Below are 17,374 nucleotides of genomic sequence, written 5' to 3' on the forward strand. Positions count from 1 at the left end.
ATATGCCCCGACCTTTGCCAGACGCGCTGTCCCCACCGCCGCCAGTGCAACCACTGCGACTGTGAACTGCCGCCTCAAGCACCGGCCACCATGGCCCACTGCCGGAATTTCGACTGCCGTCAGGCCCCGGACTACAGTGTCATGATTGCCACCGACAACATCGAACCCATCAACGCCAACCGCGTGTCGGCGGACGGCGAGCGGACGCGGCTGGATGTGACGGAGCTATAAACCACCGCCGGCACGCCGGCGCCGGCTGGCAGCCGCAGTTAAGTAGTCGACAACTAACGCTGTCGAAAACCGCCGATAACTGTCAGTAGTCTATCCACCGCCGTGTTGGAGACATCCAGGTGAAACACAAATCTGACTGTCTGACTGTCGAAACTGAGGGCCTGCACATCGTGGTTTTGCAGATAAGCAAGGTAAGCTTGCGCGCTCAGCGGCGGGCGCAATGTGAAGACGACGATATTGGTCTCGACCGGGTACAGTTGTTCGACATAGGGTTGCGCGGCCAGGGCCTCGCCGACCGCCCGTGCGTTGGCGTGGTCTTCGGCCAGGCGCTCGACATGGTGATCGAGGGCATAGAGCCCGGCTGCCGCCAGGTAACCGGCCTGACGCATGCCGCCCCCCATTGCCTTGCGATAGCGGTGAGCGCGCGCTATCTGCGCCTTGGAACCCAGCAGCAACGACCCCGCCGGCGCCCCCAGCCCCTTGGACAGGCAGATGGAAATGGTGTCAAACAGGCAGCCGTGTTGGGGCGGCGACTCGCCGCGGGCCACCAGGGCATTGAAGAGACGGGCGCCGTCGAGGTGCAGCGCCAGGCCGGTATCCTTACAAAGAGCCCTGATACGGCTTAGCTCTGCCAGCGCCCAACAGCCGCCACCGCCCCGGTTGACGGTGTTTTCAACCGCCACCAGCCGGCTCCAAGCATGGTGGGAATCATCGCGCGCGTTGATATTCTGACGCACCTGCGCTGCGTCAAAAAAACCGTTTTGGCCCGCCAGCAGGCGCACCGAGGCGCCCGCGTTGGCGGCTATGCCGCCACCTTCGAACAGGTATATATGCGCCTGCTCACTGCAGATAACCTCGTCGCCGGGCCGGGTATGCACCTTGATGCCGATCTGATTCGTCATAGTGCCCGACGGGCAAAACAGCGCCGCCTCCATACCAAACAAAGCGGCGGCTTTGTCCTGCAACGCGTTAACCGTCGGGTCTTCGCCAAACACATCGTCGCCGACCTGCGCCTGCATCATCGCCTCGAGCAGCGCCGGGGTTGGTCGGGTTACTGTATCGCTTCTGATATCGATCATGGGTGAACACCTCCGGTGATCCGGCCTTTTTCGCTTATCTGCTTTATCTGTGTTGTCTGTCTCGACTATTAGTTAGTCGTCAATATCCTGATAGTCGGGCCTATTCTAATCGATCGGGGTTGCGGGCAGCTACCCGCGAACGCCTGCGCAGGCAGGTCACAGTTGTTAAGCGGTCTGCGCCTGAGGACAGATCGGACAGGCGCCGGTGTATTGCAAAAAAGGACTGCACAATGCAATATACCAAACGCTTTCGCCGCCGGTATGGCATTTCAGACGGTCCGGCCTGTGTCGCCTGGCTGCGGGTTTAGAGTTAACGTTATGATTGATCACGTTACAGTTTCAGTAAGCAATCTCGAAAACAGTAAACGTTTTTACGAAAAGGCGTTTCAACCGCTGGGATATAAAGTGTCATTCGGGGAGACCGGCGTATTCTGGGCGTTCGATATCGGCAAGGGGCTCTTTGAAATTTGCCAAGCCGATACGCAGGCACCACTAACCGGTTTTCATATCGCTTTTCGGGTCGACAATCAGACAAAAGTGCGCGCGTTCTACCAGGCGGCCTTGGCCGCCGGAGCCCGGGACAACGGCGCGCCCGGCCCGCGGCCAGACTACACGGAAAACTACTATGCCTGTTTTATCCTCGATCCCGACGGCCACAATATTGAAGCCGTTTTTGATACCTGGGAAGACTGACGCTTTACGCCGCAGGGCGGTTACTTCGCAACAGCAACGGGCTTTGATAAGGTAAAGGCTCCCCGTATATCACCTTTTTTGAACCCGCGGGCCCGATCTTGCGGATACAGGCGGTTCAGCACCTCCACCACCGGCGTGCTGAGGGTTTCACCATGGCACGCCACACACAAGCCACCGGTCGGGATGGCCTTCATATAGCGGAATTCCGTGTCGGTCATCCGGGTCGCCTCCAGCGTGGCGATATTTTCACCGGCGGCCTTGCGCTGTTCGAATAGTTTTAGTGTTGCCAGCTCCCAGGCGTCGGGGGCGTTGTCCGGATTGCGGGTCTTCAGGGATGTGCGTCCCACCTGCCAACCCCCATCGCCGCGGCGCGCAGCGATTTTCGGTGCCTCAAGCTGGCACAGTTTCACCGCCGGCACAGGACCGCCGGACGCCATGCCCGTCTGCAAAGTGGTTTTTAACTCGGCGGCGAAATGGCTTACCTGCTGGCGGGCCTCTTTCGAGAGAAGATCGACATTGATATCGGCTTGGGCGTTGGCCATCGCCAAGATCAAAAAAACGACAAAGCGCATGAAAACCTCCGGTTGCGGTTGCTGTATATCACTGATGGACAGGCTGACGGAAAGCCGCTGCCCGTACTTTGGCAGTTTTACCGCAGGGTTTATTGACTGAGGTCAAGCATTGGGGTTTGGGCAAGATAATAGTTGTTTACCGAACAGGTGAAAAAACCACCAACGGCTAGCTTGCCGGGCCGGACTACTGCTTACAATTAAAAAGCAAGCACTACGATCCCTATCAAAAATCTGTTTTATTGATCTTCTTCAATCTCAAGAAAAATATCTTGTAAGTCGCCGTTTATTTTTTCCTTTCCATCATCACCAATAGTTAATGTAAAGTCCTCGTCCTGATCATCCAAACAAGTAACTCCATCTAACACACCAAATAAATTCGATATTGTATCAACAGAAACTTGTCTAACTATTTTAAAAAGAGTCTCTCTCTCTTCAGAATTCAACTTTCCATAAAACTGCAAAGCTTCTTTCCAATACTCATCCGAAGCTTGGTCAACACCTGTACTATTGAATAGATCCTTATAAATTTTTACATTTTCATCAAGAATCGACTCTCGAATTTTCTTAACAAAATTTTCTGGCTTCATAGTTGTCACTTCTTAAATGAGGTTGGGTACATTTTTTTATTCAACTTTATCAGCTTCTGCAACTGGCTATTGGGCGCGTCAGGATAAACTCGCCTTAACTCTTTAATGTCACGCGCCAACAGATCACGGGCACTATCAATTCCTTTCGTACTTCGTGAAACAATCCCATTAGGCCCTTTGATCGTATGGCCAACTTTCGGAACTAATATTGACGGACCTGTACTGGGATCATAACCATCGACCAATTTTTTCATTGCTGCTTTTTGGCCTACATGGTGCGCATCTAAATCAGAAACAGTTCCTTTTATTTCGTTGTATGGGCCAACATCAAATTTCCCTGCCCCCTTTGTAGCTTCGTTTTGTTCCGGGACCTCAGGCGCCGGCCCTTTCGGCGGCTCCGACGCCTCGGGCACCTTGCCCTCGGACTGGAACTCCTCAATCTTCGAGCTGCTTTGGCGCGGTTTCTTCCTGCGTTTAGGACGCCGGGCTTTTTTCAACAGCTTGGCCAAATCCCGAAACAGGTTACCTAATTTACTCAGCGGTCTCAATAGCCGCGCCTTGCTGCCCAGACTCGCCACCGCACCAATACCGCCGGTAAAGGCCGCCAGCACCGCCGTCAGGATAATCTCAAACGCCGCGCCGCCGGCAATCTGGGTCCACTCCAGGCTGTGTTGAGCGGCGGCATAGTCGCGGACAAAATCCACCAGCAGCTGCTGGGTCGGCTCGTCCTCCCAGATAAGATTGGCCACTTCATAGGCCTCGGCCAGCATCTCCGGACTGATCTTCAAGGGATCAAAGCCGAGCAACTCCACCGCTTCCCGGTACTCGCGGGCAATCATCTCCTCACCGAACTGCCGCACCCACTGGCCGGGGTCGTCATCGTAAGCGGCCCAGGCGGAGCGGGCCATGCGAGTGAGCCGCTCCTGAATCCTGATTGTTTACGCAGCGGGCGGCGGCACCGGTGTCGACAACGCTGCGGTTCAACACAGTGCGTGATTCGGGTTGGTGGTGGGTATGCATAGCTGTCTCCCTGAGTGGATGAGTTTTCAGGGCGATAGGTTGCCTGGGGCGAAGGCGATAGAAAATAGGCCGATTTAAAGGCGCTTACGGACTATCGGTAACATATCAGTGTCCCTCTATCCCCTCTAATTGAGCTGGATACTGTCTCACCTGTTATTCACACTTCCTTGTTGTATGGAACAAGCGCCGTGTCCGGGTGGAGGGGTTTCACAACAGCAGTAAACTTCAGCCACCGATTAACACTGCCCCTGAATATACAAATCAGGAACTTTGAGTCAACCGCTTCGCTATTTCTTTAGCCCTGGCGCCCCAGTGGGGGTCTGAACAGAAATCACTTATTAATTGATCGCTTTCTGCCTTACGCCCTGCCATATTAAGCAAAATAGCATGTGAGAGCTTTTCTGCTGGCATACTCGGTTTAGCATTAATAGATACATCTAGAACATCAGATGCAGACTCGATTCGATTGAAAAACGGCAAGCAATCCCCAATGAGTAGCGTTTCTAGCTCTTTCCATACAGTTTCGATCTCTTTTTGAGACTGAATATCCCACCATTTATCTCGGCACTTTGGGTCAAACTCTGAAAGTAAATATCCCAGCCGGAATCTAGGATAACAATCCTCTTCTTTTATAAACTGAGGAGCATCTTTACCCCAAAACAGTTGCCAAAGCTCATTCATAAATATACCAATATTAATGGTAAAAGGCTCCGAACCATTCTCTCGCGGTCTTGTTGGCTGAATATCTATTACATGAACAACACCATTTGCTTCTCTGTTCCAAGTCATTCCTTTTTTCTTAAAACCTATTCGTTTAAGAAAAGGAGCAATAAATAGTCGTATAAGTTCTTCTAGCACTGATATACCCTTAATTCACATCGTAAGTTAACAGACGACCTTTCTTGCCCGTTACCCGCTCATAGCGCTTTAGCTGCCGTCGCCCTTCCTTAATACCCGAAGGTGTATTAGGTTTATATTCAATTGGACGTCCACTTGGAGTTAAAGCGTCTGGAATATGCACCCTACCATCAGAATCTACTATGCGAGGCTTGCTTACCCAACCTTGATCACTCTTTGCTTGGACTTTTGCATCGAAAGCCTCGTGAGCAGCGCGACCTCTTGCAGTTGCCGCTGACTCCCCTCCAGCCTCGCTTACGAATTGTCCCTTTTCATTAATAGGTTGACCGGCACTGTTAACTTTTCCTTTCGTAGCTGTGTTTTGTTCCGGGCCCTTCGGCGGCTCCGACGCCTCGGGCACCTTGCCCTCGGACTGGAACTCCTCAATCTTCGAGCTGCTTTGGCGCGGTTTCTTCCTGCGTTTAGGACGCCGGGCTTTTTTCAACAGCTTGGCCAAATCCCGAAACAGGTTACCTAATTTACTCAGCGGTCTCAATAGCCGCGCCTTGCTGCCCAGACTCGCCACCGCACCAATACCGCCGGTAAAGGCCGCCAGCACCGCCGTCAGGATAATCTCAAACGCCGCGCCGCCGGCAATCTGGGTCCACTCCAGGCTGTGTTGAGCGGCGGCATAGTCGCGGACAAAATCCACCAGCAGCTGCTGGGTCGGCTCGTCCTCCCAGATAAGATTGGCCACTTCATAGGCCTCGGCCAGCATCTCCGGACTGATCTTCAAGGGATCAAAGCCGAGCAACTCCACCGCTTCCCGGTGCTCGCGGGCAATCATCTCCTCACCGAACTGCCGCACCCACTGGCCGGGGTCGTCATCGTAAGCGGCCCAGGCGGAGCGGGCCATGCGAGTGAGCCGCTCCTGAATCGATACGACATCGTAGACATCTTTGGCCCAGGTCAACATCGACCAGGCGCTCTCGCCCAGGCCGACGCCGAATTTTTCACCATAGGCGGCGACTTTGCCCAGCGTGTTGCGCTGTTGATATTCGGCCTCAATAGCGGCCGCCTCCTGCCGCTCCTGTTGTAAAATCTGGGCCAACTGAAGTTTTATATCGCGACGCAATTGTTGAACCGCAGCGTTGTCGACACCGGTGCCGCCGCCCACGTCGTAAACAATCAGTTGCCGGGTACAGAGCCGTACAATCAGCGTGTTGATAAGGGGGAAATGGCCGACACCCCGATCCGGCATCGCCCGGCCCAACAATCGGGTCAACGCCTGTTCCGGCAGCGAGCGGAGGAATTGGCGCGCCTTGGCCTGCTCGTTTTCCAGAAAGACCAGCTTGCTGCCGGCGGGGAGGTGCGGGGTACCGCGCGCCACAATTTGATACGCCCTGCCGTCTCGGTTTTTCAGAACTATCGGCAACATAGGGCAAGCGGCGTGTTTTGGTGGCTGGATATCATAACGGCATCAACCCTCAGCCGCCGATTAAGACTGTCGGACACCCCATCACGATAACACCGCCGTGAGCGGTATTATCACCCATTCGCGCCGCGGGCTTGTTGGAGATCAATACCGTGGCGCTGCCCTTGACAATGGTGTCGGGGGGGCCGACGCAAACACAGGAGCTGGTCACTGTGGCCGAGGGCAAATTGGCGATCAATACCGTCGGCCCGCCGGGAGAGACAATCGGTCCGCCCACATGGGGGACGGTGCCGGTCACCATCGGACAGGTGTGCATATCGGTAATACGCGCCGAAGGTTGTCCCATAATCTTTAATCTCCTGTCAATACCTGTTAATCGCCTGCGCGATTCGGGTTAGTGAAACAGCGCTCTGGATGCTTTACGCACGGTCTCACTGATTTCATGGTGCAGGCGTAAAAATACGGTGCGGATCAATATCGCGGTCATCTCCGCGGCGGTAGTGACCGCCATGCCCAGCGCCTGCATAATACGGGTGATCAATCGCACCACCCAGAACGACAGTTCTCCGGCAAAGTCGATGGCGTTGTGCAATAGATACGCCAGCCGGTCTAGTAAGGTAAACACGGTGGAGAAGCCCCCCACCAGAACGATGCCGGCAGCTTTGATGACTTTCCTCACCACGAACAACAGCGAGGCATTGATCAGCTCGATAGAGGAAGTCGTCAGGCCGACCGGCTCGTCCGATTGCAGCCATTGTTCAATGGCCCACTCCATATGCCCGGGCGGGCGCTGGGCCCGCAGCACCCCCCAGTCTTTATTTTTAACCGAACTCAAATACGTTTCCATCATGTGAAACTTCCACGGCGGTAAGACGGATACCGCCGAGGCCAGCAGATAGTCCTGGTTGCTATCGGGTATATGGTAAAAAGGCCAGGTCGGCACAATCGCCACCGGGTCGGTCTGGTGGTTGAGGCGGTATATATTGTCAGCGCCAATACCGGCAGTCGCCTGGCTGGCAAACAATTCCAGCCCCACTCGGGGGCTGCCGAACGTATACAGGTTGACCGTGCCGCTCACCTGGGTGCGCAACCACTCCGCCGTCAATGTAGCCAGTGCTCCGCCCAGGCTGTGGCCAATACAATGGAACGTATGCACCTGCTGGCAGCTGGTCAGAAAAGACTGCAACTCATCAAAAAGGGACTCAAACGTATAATAGAACCCCTGATGAACCAAGCCACCGGTATGAAATCGTTTGACGCCGGCGTTGAGATCAGTAAGGCCGTCGTATAAGCTGGCGGTGCCGCGAATAACGATCAACGCCTGCCCCGGATAGTTTTTTGCACCGAGCGCGCCAAAGCCGAAAGCGCTTTCTTTCTTGATAAACACGAAAGCACCGGATTCTCCGGTAAACGCGGCACTGTCCGAGCTGATGGTGAAATCGTCTTTATATTTATCGGCCAGGTCCTCTCTCACCAGCTCGTCTTCGATACCGTACACTTCATCGGCAAGGGTCGCAGCCAACATCGGACTCAGTGCGTTCATTTCAGTATCCTCGTTACGGTGGCCGGGCTGTTTGTCCGGGTACTTTCAACCCAGGTACTTTCAACCCAGGCACTTTCAACCAAGATGCTTTAATCCCACGTGCACAGGGTTTTGATCGACGCCCGGTAATTCCGGTCAAATCTGGGCTCGTTGGTTAACTCACAGGTAAACTTTAATGGTTTGCCGTTTAACTCCGAGTTCTCTTCGGTACTGCGCTTGGTGGTGAACCACAGCAATACTTCCTCGCCCTGGTGTTCGATCAGCAGTCGCTGGTGGGCCACGAACTCGGCCGGTATCAACTTGACCGCCGAGCGTTGGTACATGGGCTCAAAATGGAAACGTCCATCGGCGTCAGTCGTTGTGCTGTCCTGCTTTTCTTTTTGCCACTTTGCAATACGGCGCACGGTGGCACCGGGCACCGGTTCTCCTCGGTAGGTCACCACACCGGAGACCTCCGAGAACACACAGGCCTTTCCCACATCAAAAATCGACATCGTCGCGCCCTCAACGCTGAACGCCAACAGAGCAGCTGCCAGCAGGATGGTCAAATAGCTGTTTGTGCCAGCCTGGTTCCGCACCATAATCTGCCAGGGGTTGCGCAAATACGCCGCTTACCCGCTCACCTCGCCCCTGCCGCCGTTAGCCAAATCCAGCCCCTGGGTAATATAGCGCTTGAACTTTTCCTCTGCCTGATCGGGGTCTGGCAACACCGCTGCCAGCGACACGCTGCCCGCCACCGCGTGGGCATAGAGGTACGGCGGGGGCGGCACCGCCGGTTCACCGTCCGGCGCCATGCTGCCGGTCGACCAATAGGCGGCAGTCGCCGCCCAGCTCGCCGCACTCTTATGTCCGGTCTTATCGCCTGTCTTCTTTGCAATCTGGCGATTTGCCTCGCTGGGTTCCTTGACCCAGTTTTCCGCCGCCGCCAGCGCTGCGGCCGTATCGCCCGATGCCGCCGCCTCTCCACCGCCGTGCCGCGCCGCCAGGCATGCCCACCATACGGCTTCGCGCTTGGGCAGCGCATGGGCAATCAATTTCACGGCGTCGTTGAAACATTTGTGCTCCGCCAGCGCTTGAATACAGGCTAGCGGCGGCACATCTGCCTGAACGAAAGGTTGGCTCTCCTCTGCCACTTCAAAGTGTTGCAACAGCTCGCCGGCAACTTTCGCTTTTATCTTCGCCAACTCAGACATAGACAGCCTACCATTAGGTTCAAGATTTCACTCTCGGTTTAGTTGATCTTGGCCAGCGAACCCTGCAAGGTCAGGATGCCGCCGGCTTTCAGTTCCGCCATAGCGCTGCCGTTGATTTTCACCATGGTACCGTTAATGGAAACACCGGTGTTGTCTATGGTGATCTTATTGCCGCCGACTTTGAGGTTGATCGCCATTGAGGCCTGGATATTGATATTTTTCGACGACTTCATCGTGATATCGCCGGTCACCTCATCGGTTTGATTGCCGGTTACCTTAATCTCATCGTTGCCTTTTATGGTGTGACTCTGGTTGCCGTCGACGGTGATATCGCGATTGGCCTTTATCTGCAATTCCTGATTGTTCTCGATCATGCCTTTCTGGTCGTTGTGAACCAGGAAGTTGTGGTCTTTTCCGGCTTCCATATAAATTTCTTCAGCACCGCCTTTATCGTCGAATCGCAACTCATTGAAAGCCGAACTCTCGGTTTTGAGACCGCTTTGCGTTTTGGTGTAAGGCGGCGCTTTATTGGTACCGTTGTATACCGCCCCGGTGATCAACGGGCGGTCAGCGTCACCGCCGAGAAATTCCACGATAACATCCTGGCCGACGCGCGGTACAAACACCGAGCCCCAGTTTTTACCGGCGTAAGCCTGTGCCACACGCACCATACAGGAGCTTTGCTGCGTATCCCACATGAACTTTACTTTTACCATGGTCTGGGGATCGGCACCGGCGCTGTCGGTGGCCTTGACCTCTTCCACCACGGCGATATGCGGGCCGTCCATGCGCGCCCGCGACGGCCGCAACGGCGGCCTCAGCGGCACACTGGCCGGCTGGCAGGAAAACCGGTTTGAATAACTGCGGCGCTCGCTTTCCTGCTCAGCACTGTGATAGACAGAGGTGATGAGGTACTTGTCTCTCTCGGTCGCCAGCAGTTCATGATCCAGGGTGAAGCGGCCACCGGCACCAAATGAGCAGCAGTTACTGTCGGCCGTGGCGGTGTCGTACTGGCTTTCGGCCCGCTCGACAAAGACCTTGGCGTGGTCCTTTATGCCATAAGAAGTACCGTGACCGACCAGGTCCTCATCCCGTTTGTAGGGAACATAGCTGCCGTAGTATTCGCGGTTGAGTTTAGCGATGTCCTTCAGTTTGGTTTTGGTGGTCACCACCGAGGGATTATCTTTGCCGGGTTTGGATTCAATGTGATCTGCAAACGAGAATTTACCGGTATGGAAACTGTATTGGCGTTGCCAGGCGCGAATCCGACTCGCGTGGGGCGCGATACCCTCGCTGTCATCGCAAAGTACTTTACTCTCTTCGCAGTCGAAAAACTGTGCATTCTTATCGGCGATCACCAGGGTGTGCTTGCCCTTGGCGTGGGTAAAATAGAAACTGATGCCCTCTTCCGCCAACAGCCGCGTGACAAAGTCATAGTCGGACTCGTGGTATTGGATACAGTAGGCGCGTTTGTCGTATTTGCCGGCCTTGTACTGAAAATCGACACCGTGCTCCTTGAGCACCTTACCGACGACATCGCCGGTGGTCATATTCTGAAAAATGCGGTTCTCACCGGTCAATTCCAAAAACCAAAGCCTCGGCACAATCGACATGTGATAGCGGCGCAAGCCATCCGCATTCATACCGGAGCAATTCAGGTTATTGACCACCCCATGGATATAACGCGGGGCATCCTTGCGATAGTGAATGGATACGGTCACTTCCTGACCGACGATGTCGGTCGGGTCAATATCTTTCTTGTCGGACTGCAATTCGACATTAAACTGATAGAGTTCCGATACACTCTCTTCACCATCTAGCGCTAAGGCAACAAAGACATCCTTACCCGCTGGGGTGTCGATTTGTATCAGCCGTTTTTCCTGGGATAGGGTTGACATAGCGGATTGTCCTAAACACTTGGCTGCGCAATGCCGGCGACAGGTCCCGGACGGGTTAAAATACCGGTACCGTCACCATGAAGCCGTTCTGACGGCGATATCTTAAACGTAAACGCGGGGTGAGTCTGTCAAATGCATCACGAGCTGCTTGTTCTGGCGTGGTAAACGTTCACGGCAAAGACAGCCAGTGAAGCCTTGTTTCGCCGCCAGATAATTATGCTACTAAGTCAGTAGCAGTCATATGCACTACCGGCATACAACTGCTACTTGACATAACCGCCCCCAGATATCAGTGCGGTGTCCCTTTATCCAGGTTGTAACCGACCTTCATGGAACCTTTGTTTTTGTTGGTAGGATCGGCATTACTCAGATCCGCCACAATGTCGGTAAAACTCAACGACAGGGATTCATAGGGAGCGCCACCCGCAGAGGCTTGGACACTGTATGAACTGATCAGGCAATTTGTCAAATTGAACTGCGCGTACTTTTCAATTTTCTTGCCCCCGGTTTTTACCAGATGAACTTCCACCGGCAGACCGACGACACCGCCAAGGGCTTCTTTCAGCAGCGAGCCGGAACTGGCATCCATCTGCTTGGACAAGGTGATCTCGCTGATACTGGGACGAGTGGCTTCGCGATTGGTCGTGTTACCCACCTCCATGGTGATGCCGCGCCCGCAGCCGAATTGAAAAGAATCGACTTCGAAACAATCAGCATAACCTTCCGCGGTGACATTGCCTTTTAACTTACCACCATCGTACTTGACGTAGATAGCCATGATATTTTTCTCCGTTACTGTTTACTTAATGTGTGATGTGTTCGTTACTTCATGTATTCGATCGGCTCACCCAAACCGCTGATTAACCGCCGCGTTTGCGCTTGCATCTGCCCTTAAAACGTTGACCGTTTTGATCAGGTGATACGAATTTAAACAAATAAAATTTTGGAAAAAAAGGGGGTAAAACTCACTTTAATTTTGACTCTGACACTATTTTTCTTGGGGCCGTTTTTTTCACTCTGACACGAGTTTTTCGCTGCCCGTTCACTCTGACACGATTTAATCCGCCTGCGTCAAACCCCCCGCCAGTAGCAAACACCGGCAAATTCGACTCTGGCACGATTTAGTGGCCGAACCGCAGCGCCACCGATACGGCTCGCGGCCGGAGAGCCGCACTCTGACACGATTTACCGGAAAATTTTTAAAAAAATGTGATACCAATCACAGGTAAATACACTGCAAACCCGCCGGATACCGACTTTCGACATAACAGCACCGACGGTCGCGCAGCGCACAGTGTGGTTTTCAGGGTAAAATAGGCGCCGTTCGCCCCCCCCGGAGCCGGTAAGTTATGACAGCGAGTGACGATAAGTCAGACCACAAAGCAGCAATAAAGCCCGCCAGCAGTAATGCGACCCCAGCAGCCTCCCCAGTCAATAGCGCCGACCGGGTGGAAACCGGCGAGGACCCCGGCCGGTCCGACGGCGACGCGACCCTGATCAACCCTCGTCACAACACCGCCAAAGCGGAGCGGACCAGCACCTCAAGTGCCGCAAAAACCGTGATCAACAGCGGCGCCGGCGGGGATAAAACAGCAGGCAATCCAGGTACCGACGCAGGCGAGACCGTGATCAATAGCGGTATCGATACCGACAAGACGGAACTCAACGACAGGGTCCCAACCGGAGCGACGGCCACGGCGCCCTATTCGATCGGCGATACCACCGGCACCGACACCTACAGACCCGGCGCCGAGGGCGTCAAAGTCGGGATCGGCACCGTTATCAAACAGCGCTTCGTCCTGGAGCGCCTGCTGGGCGTGGGCGGTATGGGAGCGGTCTACCGCGCCAAAGACCTGCGCAAGGAGGAGGCCGGCGACGACAGTAGTCGCATCGCACTGAAAATTTTGAGCGACGAGTTCCGCCAACACCCCCAGGCATTTGTCACCCTGCAGCGCGAGGCCAAAAAGACCCAGGCCCTGGCCCACCCCAATATCGTCACTGTCTACGACTTCGACCGCGAGGGTGACCTGGTTTATCTGACCATGGAAGAACTGAAGGGCTGCCAGTTGACCGAGGTGATCAGCGGCGAGGAGGAGGCGCGTTATCCCGAGGACAAACAACGGCTCCACCTGGTCAAGCAGATAGCGGACGGCCTCGCCTACGCCCACAGCAAGGGCTTTGTCCACTCGGATTTAAAGCCGGGCAATGTGATGGTGACCGACGAGGGCGTCGTTAAAATCCTCGATTTCGGTATTGCCCGCGCCGCCCATGAGAAAGCGGCCGACTCCTTTGATGCCGGCGAGTTGGGGGCGCTCACCCCCCGCTATGCCAGCCTCGAGATGATCAACAACGAGCCTCCCCACCCCAGCGACGATATCTATGCCCTCGGCATCATCCTGTGCGAAATACTGGGCGGCCAACACCCCTACCGGGACAAGGATGCCGCCGCCGCGCTGCAGGGCAAGCTGAGCCCGACACTGCCGAAAACCCGCAACCCGCTGCTGCGGGGCTTGCTACGCCAGGCCGTCGCGCTCGAGCGGGACAAGCGCATCGCCTCGGCCGAGATTTTCCTGCGCAAACTGTCATTTGCACAAACCGGACTGCAGCGTATCGCCGCGGTGGCCGGTATTTGTGCAGCCGCACTGATCGGCAACTACGCCTATATTCAGACCATCGAGGATACGGGCGTGCCGTTTGAGTCCCTGCCGATTGAGCAACAGGCGGAGTTCAAAGCCCTGATGGAGCAGGGCCGCGCCGCGCTACAACTCAATATTTTGCAGGATGCGGTGGTCTTTTTCGACCAGGCCTACGCCATTCACGCCACCAACGATGACATTCGCAAGGCGATCGAGAAGATCAACAACGACGTCAACAAGCGATTGGAAAATGCGCAGACCCAGGAACAGCGGGAGTTTTATCAGCAGCAGTTGAAACACTTGCGCGAGTACCCGGCGTTCAGCCAGGCCGGTCAGTTGTAGCACGCTACTTCGACAGGTAGCGGATACCGCGCTCCAGCCCCTCCAGGCTCAGGGGGTACATACGGTCGTCCAGCAGTTGGCGGGTCATATCGATAGTCTGGGTAAACTGCCAGTACTTTTCCGCGGTGGGGTTGAGCCATATCACCTTTTCGTAGGTGTCGGTCAAGCGCTGCATCCACACATAGCCGGGCTCGTCATTCATATGCTCGACGCTGCCGTTCTGGCTGGTTATTTCGTAGGGCGCCATCGAGGCATCGCCGACAAAAATCACTTTGTAATCGCGGCTATAAGTGTGCATTACATCAAACAGATTCGTGGTCTCCGCACCCCGGCGGCGGTTGTCTTTCCACACTTTTTCGTAAATAAAATTGTGAAAATAAAAATACTCCAGATGCTTGAACTCGGTGCGACAGGCGGAAAACAACTCCTCGCAGACACGCACATAGGGGTCCATTGAGCCGCCTACATCGAGAAACAAAAGCACTTTGACGGCATTGTGACGCTCCGGCACCATTTTGATGTCCAGCAGCCCGGCGTTGCGCGCCGTCGAGCTGATGGTGTCGTCCAGGTCCAGTTCCTCAACCGCGCCGGTGCGGGCAAATTTGCGTAACTTGCGCAGGGCGACTTTGATATTGCGGGTGCCCAGCTCCACGGAATCGTCGAGATTTCTGAACTGGCGTTTCTCCCAGACTTTCGCCGCGCTTTTATTGCGGCTCTCGCCGCCGACCCGGATACCCTCGGGGTGATAACCGCTATTGCCAAACGGCGAGGTGCCGCCGGTGCCGATCCATTTACTGCCACCGGCGTGGCGTTTCTTCTGCTCCTGCAGGCGCTTTTTGAATTCTTCAATCAGCTTTTCCAGACCGCCCATGGACTCGATCTTGGCCTTTTCCTCCTCAGTCAGGCTCTTGAGAAATTCGGCGCGAATCCAATCGTCGGGGATCATCGCCTCGATGATGTCATCGAGGCTTTCCAGGTCTTTAAAATAGGCGCCAAAGGCGCGATCGAATTTGTCGAAATGTTTTTCGTCCTTGATAAGGCAGGTGCGCGATAACAGGTAGAAGTCGTCGAGACTGCCAAACGCCAGGCGTTTCTGCATCGCCTCGATCAAGACCAACAGCTCCTTTAAGGAGACCGGCACCTGCGCGTTGCGCAAACCATAGAAAAAATTAACCAGCATGGGGCATAGTTACCGAACAGTTATCTTTACCAGCAGCCATATTCAGCGAGTGCCTGTATTTACCGAACATCCAGATTTACCGACCAGCTAACTTTATCGAACAGTCCTCTCGACTGAGCGGTTAGCGCTTGCCCGCGCCTTCGCGCCGCACCATAAATGCCAGGCGCTCCAACATATGCACATCCTGTTCGTTTTTCAGCAGCGCACCGTACAGCGGCGGAATGGCCTTACTGGCGTCACGGTTTTTCAGTACCGCGTCGGGAATATCGTCCGCCAACAGTAGTTTCAGCCAGTCGATCAACTCTGAGGTAGAGGGTTTTTTCTTCAGGCCCGGCACTTTGCGCACGTCAAAAAATATATCCAGCGCATCGTTGATAAGATCGCGTTTTATATTCGGAAAGTGAACATCGATAATATCGATCATGGTCTCGCGATCGGGGAAACTGATGTAGTGAAAGAAGCAGCGGCGCAGAAACGCATCCGGCAACTCTTTCTCATTATTGGAGGTAATGACGACAATCGGACGCTGCTTAGCTTTGATGGTGGTGCTGGTTTCGTAGACAAAAAATTCCATCTTATCGATCTCCACCAGGAGGTCGTTGGGGAATTCGATGTCGGCCTTATCGATTTCATCGATCAACAGCACCACCTGCTCATCGGACTCAAAGGCCTCCCACAATTTACCTTTTTTAATGTAGTTGGCAATATCGTGAACCTTGTCATCGCCCAACTGCGAATCGCGCAACCGCGATACCGCATCGTACTCATAGAGCCCCTGCTGGGCTTTGGTAGTGGATTTGATGTGCCATTGAATCAGGCGCTTGCCCAGCGATTTAGCCACTTCCTCAGCCAGCATGGTCTTGCCGGTTCCCGGCTCGCCTTTTACCAACAAAGGGCGCTCCAGCGTTACAGCGGCATCCACGGCCATGCGCAGGTCATCCGTGGCAACGTAGCTGTCAGTACCTTCAAATTTCATTCAATACCCCCTTTTTATAAGCTGGAGAATAATAACATACTGAAGATTCAATTTCAGAGGCACAACCACTGCGTCCCTGACTGATCGGTATCAGGATCGCACCATGATGACGATATCCCGCCCCTGCCGGCAGTAGCGCCGGTAGGGCCCGGCAATAAAGTCAGGTTGGGTGTGCGGCTGCGCCGCGACAAACCCGATGCGTCCGTAGAAATCCTGCAAATACCGAAACGGAAAGCAGTAACAGCGATATCCGTGCAGTACCGGCACCAGCGCCTCGAGCAACTGCCGGCCGATGGTTCGGCGCCGCTGTTCAGGCGCGACGCAGAAACTGCGCAGAAACAGGTGATTGTCCACCTGCGGCACCAGGCGCACGGCGGCGAGCATGCGACCCTGCCCGCGGGCCACATACACCAGCTCCCCGCGGCCGGCCTTGGCCGAGTAGCGGCAGTCCCGGTAAAAGCGATTCACCAACGGCAGTTGCAACGGCGGCAACGGCTCGATAACCAAAGTCGGTTCGTCACTCACTGGCGCAACCCGTGGCCGCTGCGACTGGCACAGAAATGGTGCAGAAAAGCCTGGTAGTAGCGATCGAGAGCAAGGGCTTGCGAAGCCTCTGAACCGAGTCGCAACAGGGCCACCGCGACTTCAGCGGTGGCGAGGTGGCCGGCCGGCTGGTGGCGGCGCAGTGAATAGCGACTGCGGAGGTCCGGCGGTAACGACAGGCGCGGCAGGCAGGCCAGGTAGGGCGACTGGCGCAGCATCTTGCGCGCCTCCTGCCAGGTCGCATCCAGTATCACAAATTGCCGGCGCTCGGGTAGCGCCGCCGGCGGAGCTGGCGAGGTCGGTGGGAGGCCGGCCGGAAACACCAGATAGCTGTCCCATTGCGGCTCGGCCAGTGCCTCGAGCAAAGCGCGGGGCGGCTGGCGTCGCGACCAGATATGATAGCGGGACGACTCCAGAGCATTGACGACAAGATGGCCGGTGTTAGTGGGTCGGTCGAGTTCCCGCGGATGCACCAGCAGTTGGAAACGGGCCCGGGTCGCCAGGCTCGGCTGTTGGTCGCACAGGCAGGCATCGGGATGCAAATGACAGCCCCGGCAGAGTTCCGCATGCGCGCGGCGGGCACCTTGCGGATACACGCTAAGAGGCTAA

Annotated in this window: 18 protein-coding genes; 2 read left to right on the plus strand and 16 right to left on the minus strand. The window is 55.2% G+C overall.

All coding sequences use genetic code 11. The annotated features are described in order from the left end of the window. Positions 1–284 precede the first annotated feature (284 nt). Positions 285–1,310, minus strand: coding sequence for a threonine aldolase family protein (locus FKG94_RS26560; RefSeq protein WP_142929981.1), 1,026 nt, complete (start codon positions 1,308–1,310; stop codon positions 285–287). Positions 1,311–1,628: 318 nt separating this feature from the next. Between FKG94_RS26560 and FKG94_RS26565 the strand changes: the two genes are divergently transcribed. After that, on the plus strand, positions 1,629–2,003 hold the full coding sequence (locus FKG94_RS26565) for a VOC family protein (RefSeq protein WP_142929982.1): 375 nt from the start codon (positions 1,629–1,631) through the stop codon (positions 2,001–2,003). Positions 2,004–2,023: 20 nt separating this feature from the next. Here the strand turns inward: FKG94_RS26565 and FKG94_RS26570 are convergent, their stop codons facing one another. The 11 genes from FKG94_RS26570 to FKG94_RS26620 all read right to left on the minus strand — a co-directional run bounded on the left by FKG94_RS26570 (position 2,024) and on the right by FKG94_RS26620 (position 11,866). Then, complete coding sequence (locus FKG94_RS26570) at positions 2,024–2,575, minus strand: Tll0287-like domain-containing protein (RefSeq protein WP_142929983.1); 552 nt, start codon at positions 2,573–2,575, stop codon at positions 2,024–2,026. Between the two features lie 236 nt (positions 2,576–2,811). Then, positions 2,812–3,162 carry a transposase gene (locus FKG94_RS26575; protein WP_142929984.1) on the minus strand — a complete coding sequence of 117 codons (351 nt, stop codon included), beginning with the start codon at positions 3,160–3,162 and terminating at the stop codon, positions 2,812–2,814. A gap of 5 nt (positions 3,163–3,167) precedes the next feature. Next, positions 3,168–4,070, minus strand: coding sequence for a hypothetical protein (locus tag FKG94_RS29100; protein WP_218943655.1), 903 nt, complete (start codon positions 4,068–4,070; stop codon positions 3,168–3,170). Positions 4,071–4,443: 373 nt separating this feature from the next. Then, entirely contained in the window at positions 4,444–5,040 is a 597-nt protein-coding gene (locus tag FKG94_RS26585; RefSeq protein WP_142929985.1) for a DUF4304 domain-containing protein, read from the minus strand. Positions 5,041–5,050: 10 nt separating this feature from the next. Continuing rightward, entirely contained in the window at positions 5,051–6,409 is a 1,359-nt protein-coding gene (locus FKG94_RS26590) for a hypothetical protein (protein WP_179957828.1), read from the minus strand. A 97-nt stretch (positions 6,410–6,506) separates the two neighbouring features. Further along, positions 6,507–6,800: a PAAR domain-containing protein gene (locus FKG94_RS26595; protein WP_142929987.1), complete on the minus strand. Its 294-nt coding sequence runs from the start codon at positions 6,798–6,800 to the stop codon at positions 6,507–6,509. A gap of 48 nt (positions 6,801–6,848) precedes the next feature. Next, entirely contained in the window at positions 6,849–7,997 is a 1,149-nt protein-coding gene (locus tag FKG94_RS26600) for a lipase family protein (RefSeq protein ID WP_142929988.1), read from the minus strand. An 89-nt stretch (positions 7,998–8,086) separates the two neighbouring features. After that, entirely contained in the window at positions 8,087–8,599 is a 513-nt protein-coding gene (locus FKG94_RS26605) for a DUF6795 domain-containing protein (protein WP_142929989.1), read from the minus strand. A 9-nt stretch (positions 8,600–8,608) separates the two neighbouring features. Then, complete coding sequence (locus FKG94_RS26610) at positions 8,609–9,190, minus strand: DUF6931 family protein (RefSeq protein WP_142929990.1); 582 nt, start codon at positions 9,188–9,190, stop codon at positions 8,609–8,611. 38 nt (positions 9,191–9,228) lie between these two features. Next, positions 9,229–11,088, minus strand: coding sequence for a type VI secretion system Vgr family protein (locus tag FKG94_RS26615; RefSeq protein ID WP_142929991.1), 1,860 nt, complete (start codon positions 11,086–11,088; stop codon positions 9,229–9,231). A 289-nt stretch (positions 11,089–11,377) separates the two neighbouring features. Beyond that, positions 11,378–11,866, minus strand: coding sequence for an Hcp family type VI secretion system effector (locus FKG94_RS26620; RefSeq protein WP_142929992.1), 489 nt, complete (start codon positions 11,864–11,866; stop codon positions 11,378–11,380). 571 nt (positions 11,867–12,437) lie between these two features. On the opposite strand from FKG94_RS26620, the gene FKG94_RS26625 reads away from it, so the two are divergent. Next, positions 12,438–14,066, plus strand: a complete 1,629-nt coding sequence (locus FKG94_RS26625) for a serine/threonine-protein kinase (RefSeq protein WP_142929993.1) — start codon at positions 12,438–12,440, stop codon at positions 14,064–14,066. A 4-nt stretch (positions 14,067–14,070) separates the two neighbouring features. Here the strand turns inward: FKG94_RS26625 and FKG94_RS26630 are convergent, their stop codons facing one another. The 4 genes from FKG94_RS26630 to FKG94_RS26645 form a co-directional block, all read right to left on the minus strand. Next, on the minus strand, positions 14,071–15,246 hold the full coding sequence (locus FKG94_RS26630; protein ID WP_142929994.1) for a vWA domain-containing protein: 1,176 nt from the start codon (positions 15,244–15,246) through the stop codon (positions 14,071–14,073). Between the two features lie 121 nt (positions 15,247–15,367). After that, the gene (locus tag FKG94_RS26635; RefSeq protein WP_142929995.1) at positions 15,368–16,222 is read right to left on the minus strand and encodes an AAA family ATPase; all 855 of its coding nucleotides are present in this window, start codon (positions 16,220–16,222) and stop codon (positions 15,368–15,370) included. A 90-nt stretch (positions 16,223–16,312) separates the two neighbouring features. Further along, positions 16,313–16,747, minus strand: a complete 435-nt coding sequence (locus FKG94_RS26640; protein WP_179957829.1) for a GNAT family N-acetyltransferase — start codon at positions 16,745–16,747, stop codon at positions 16,313–16,315. Next, a complete protein-coding gene (locus FKG94_RS26645; protein ID WP_142929997.1) occupies positions 16,744–17,361 on the minus strand; it encodes a tRNA-uridine aminocarboxypropyltransferase in 618 nt (205 codons plus the stop codon). The genes FKG94_RS26640 and FKG94_RS26645 overlap by 4 nt, the downstream gene beginning before the upstream one ends. Positions 17,362–17,374: the final 13 nt, after the last annotated feature.

The organism is Exilibacterium tricleocarpae (genome assembly GCF_007004655.1).
GTDB lineage: Bacteria > Pseudomonadota > Gammaproteobacteria > Pseudomonadales > Cellvibrionaceae > Exilibacterium > Exilibacterium tricleocarpae.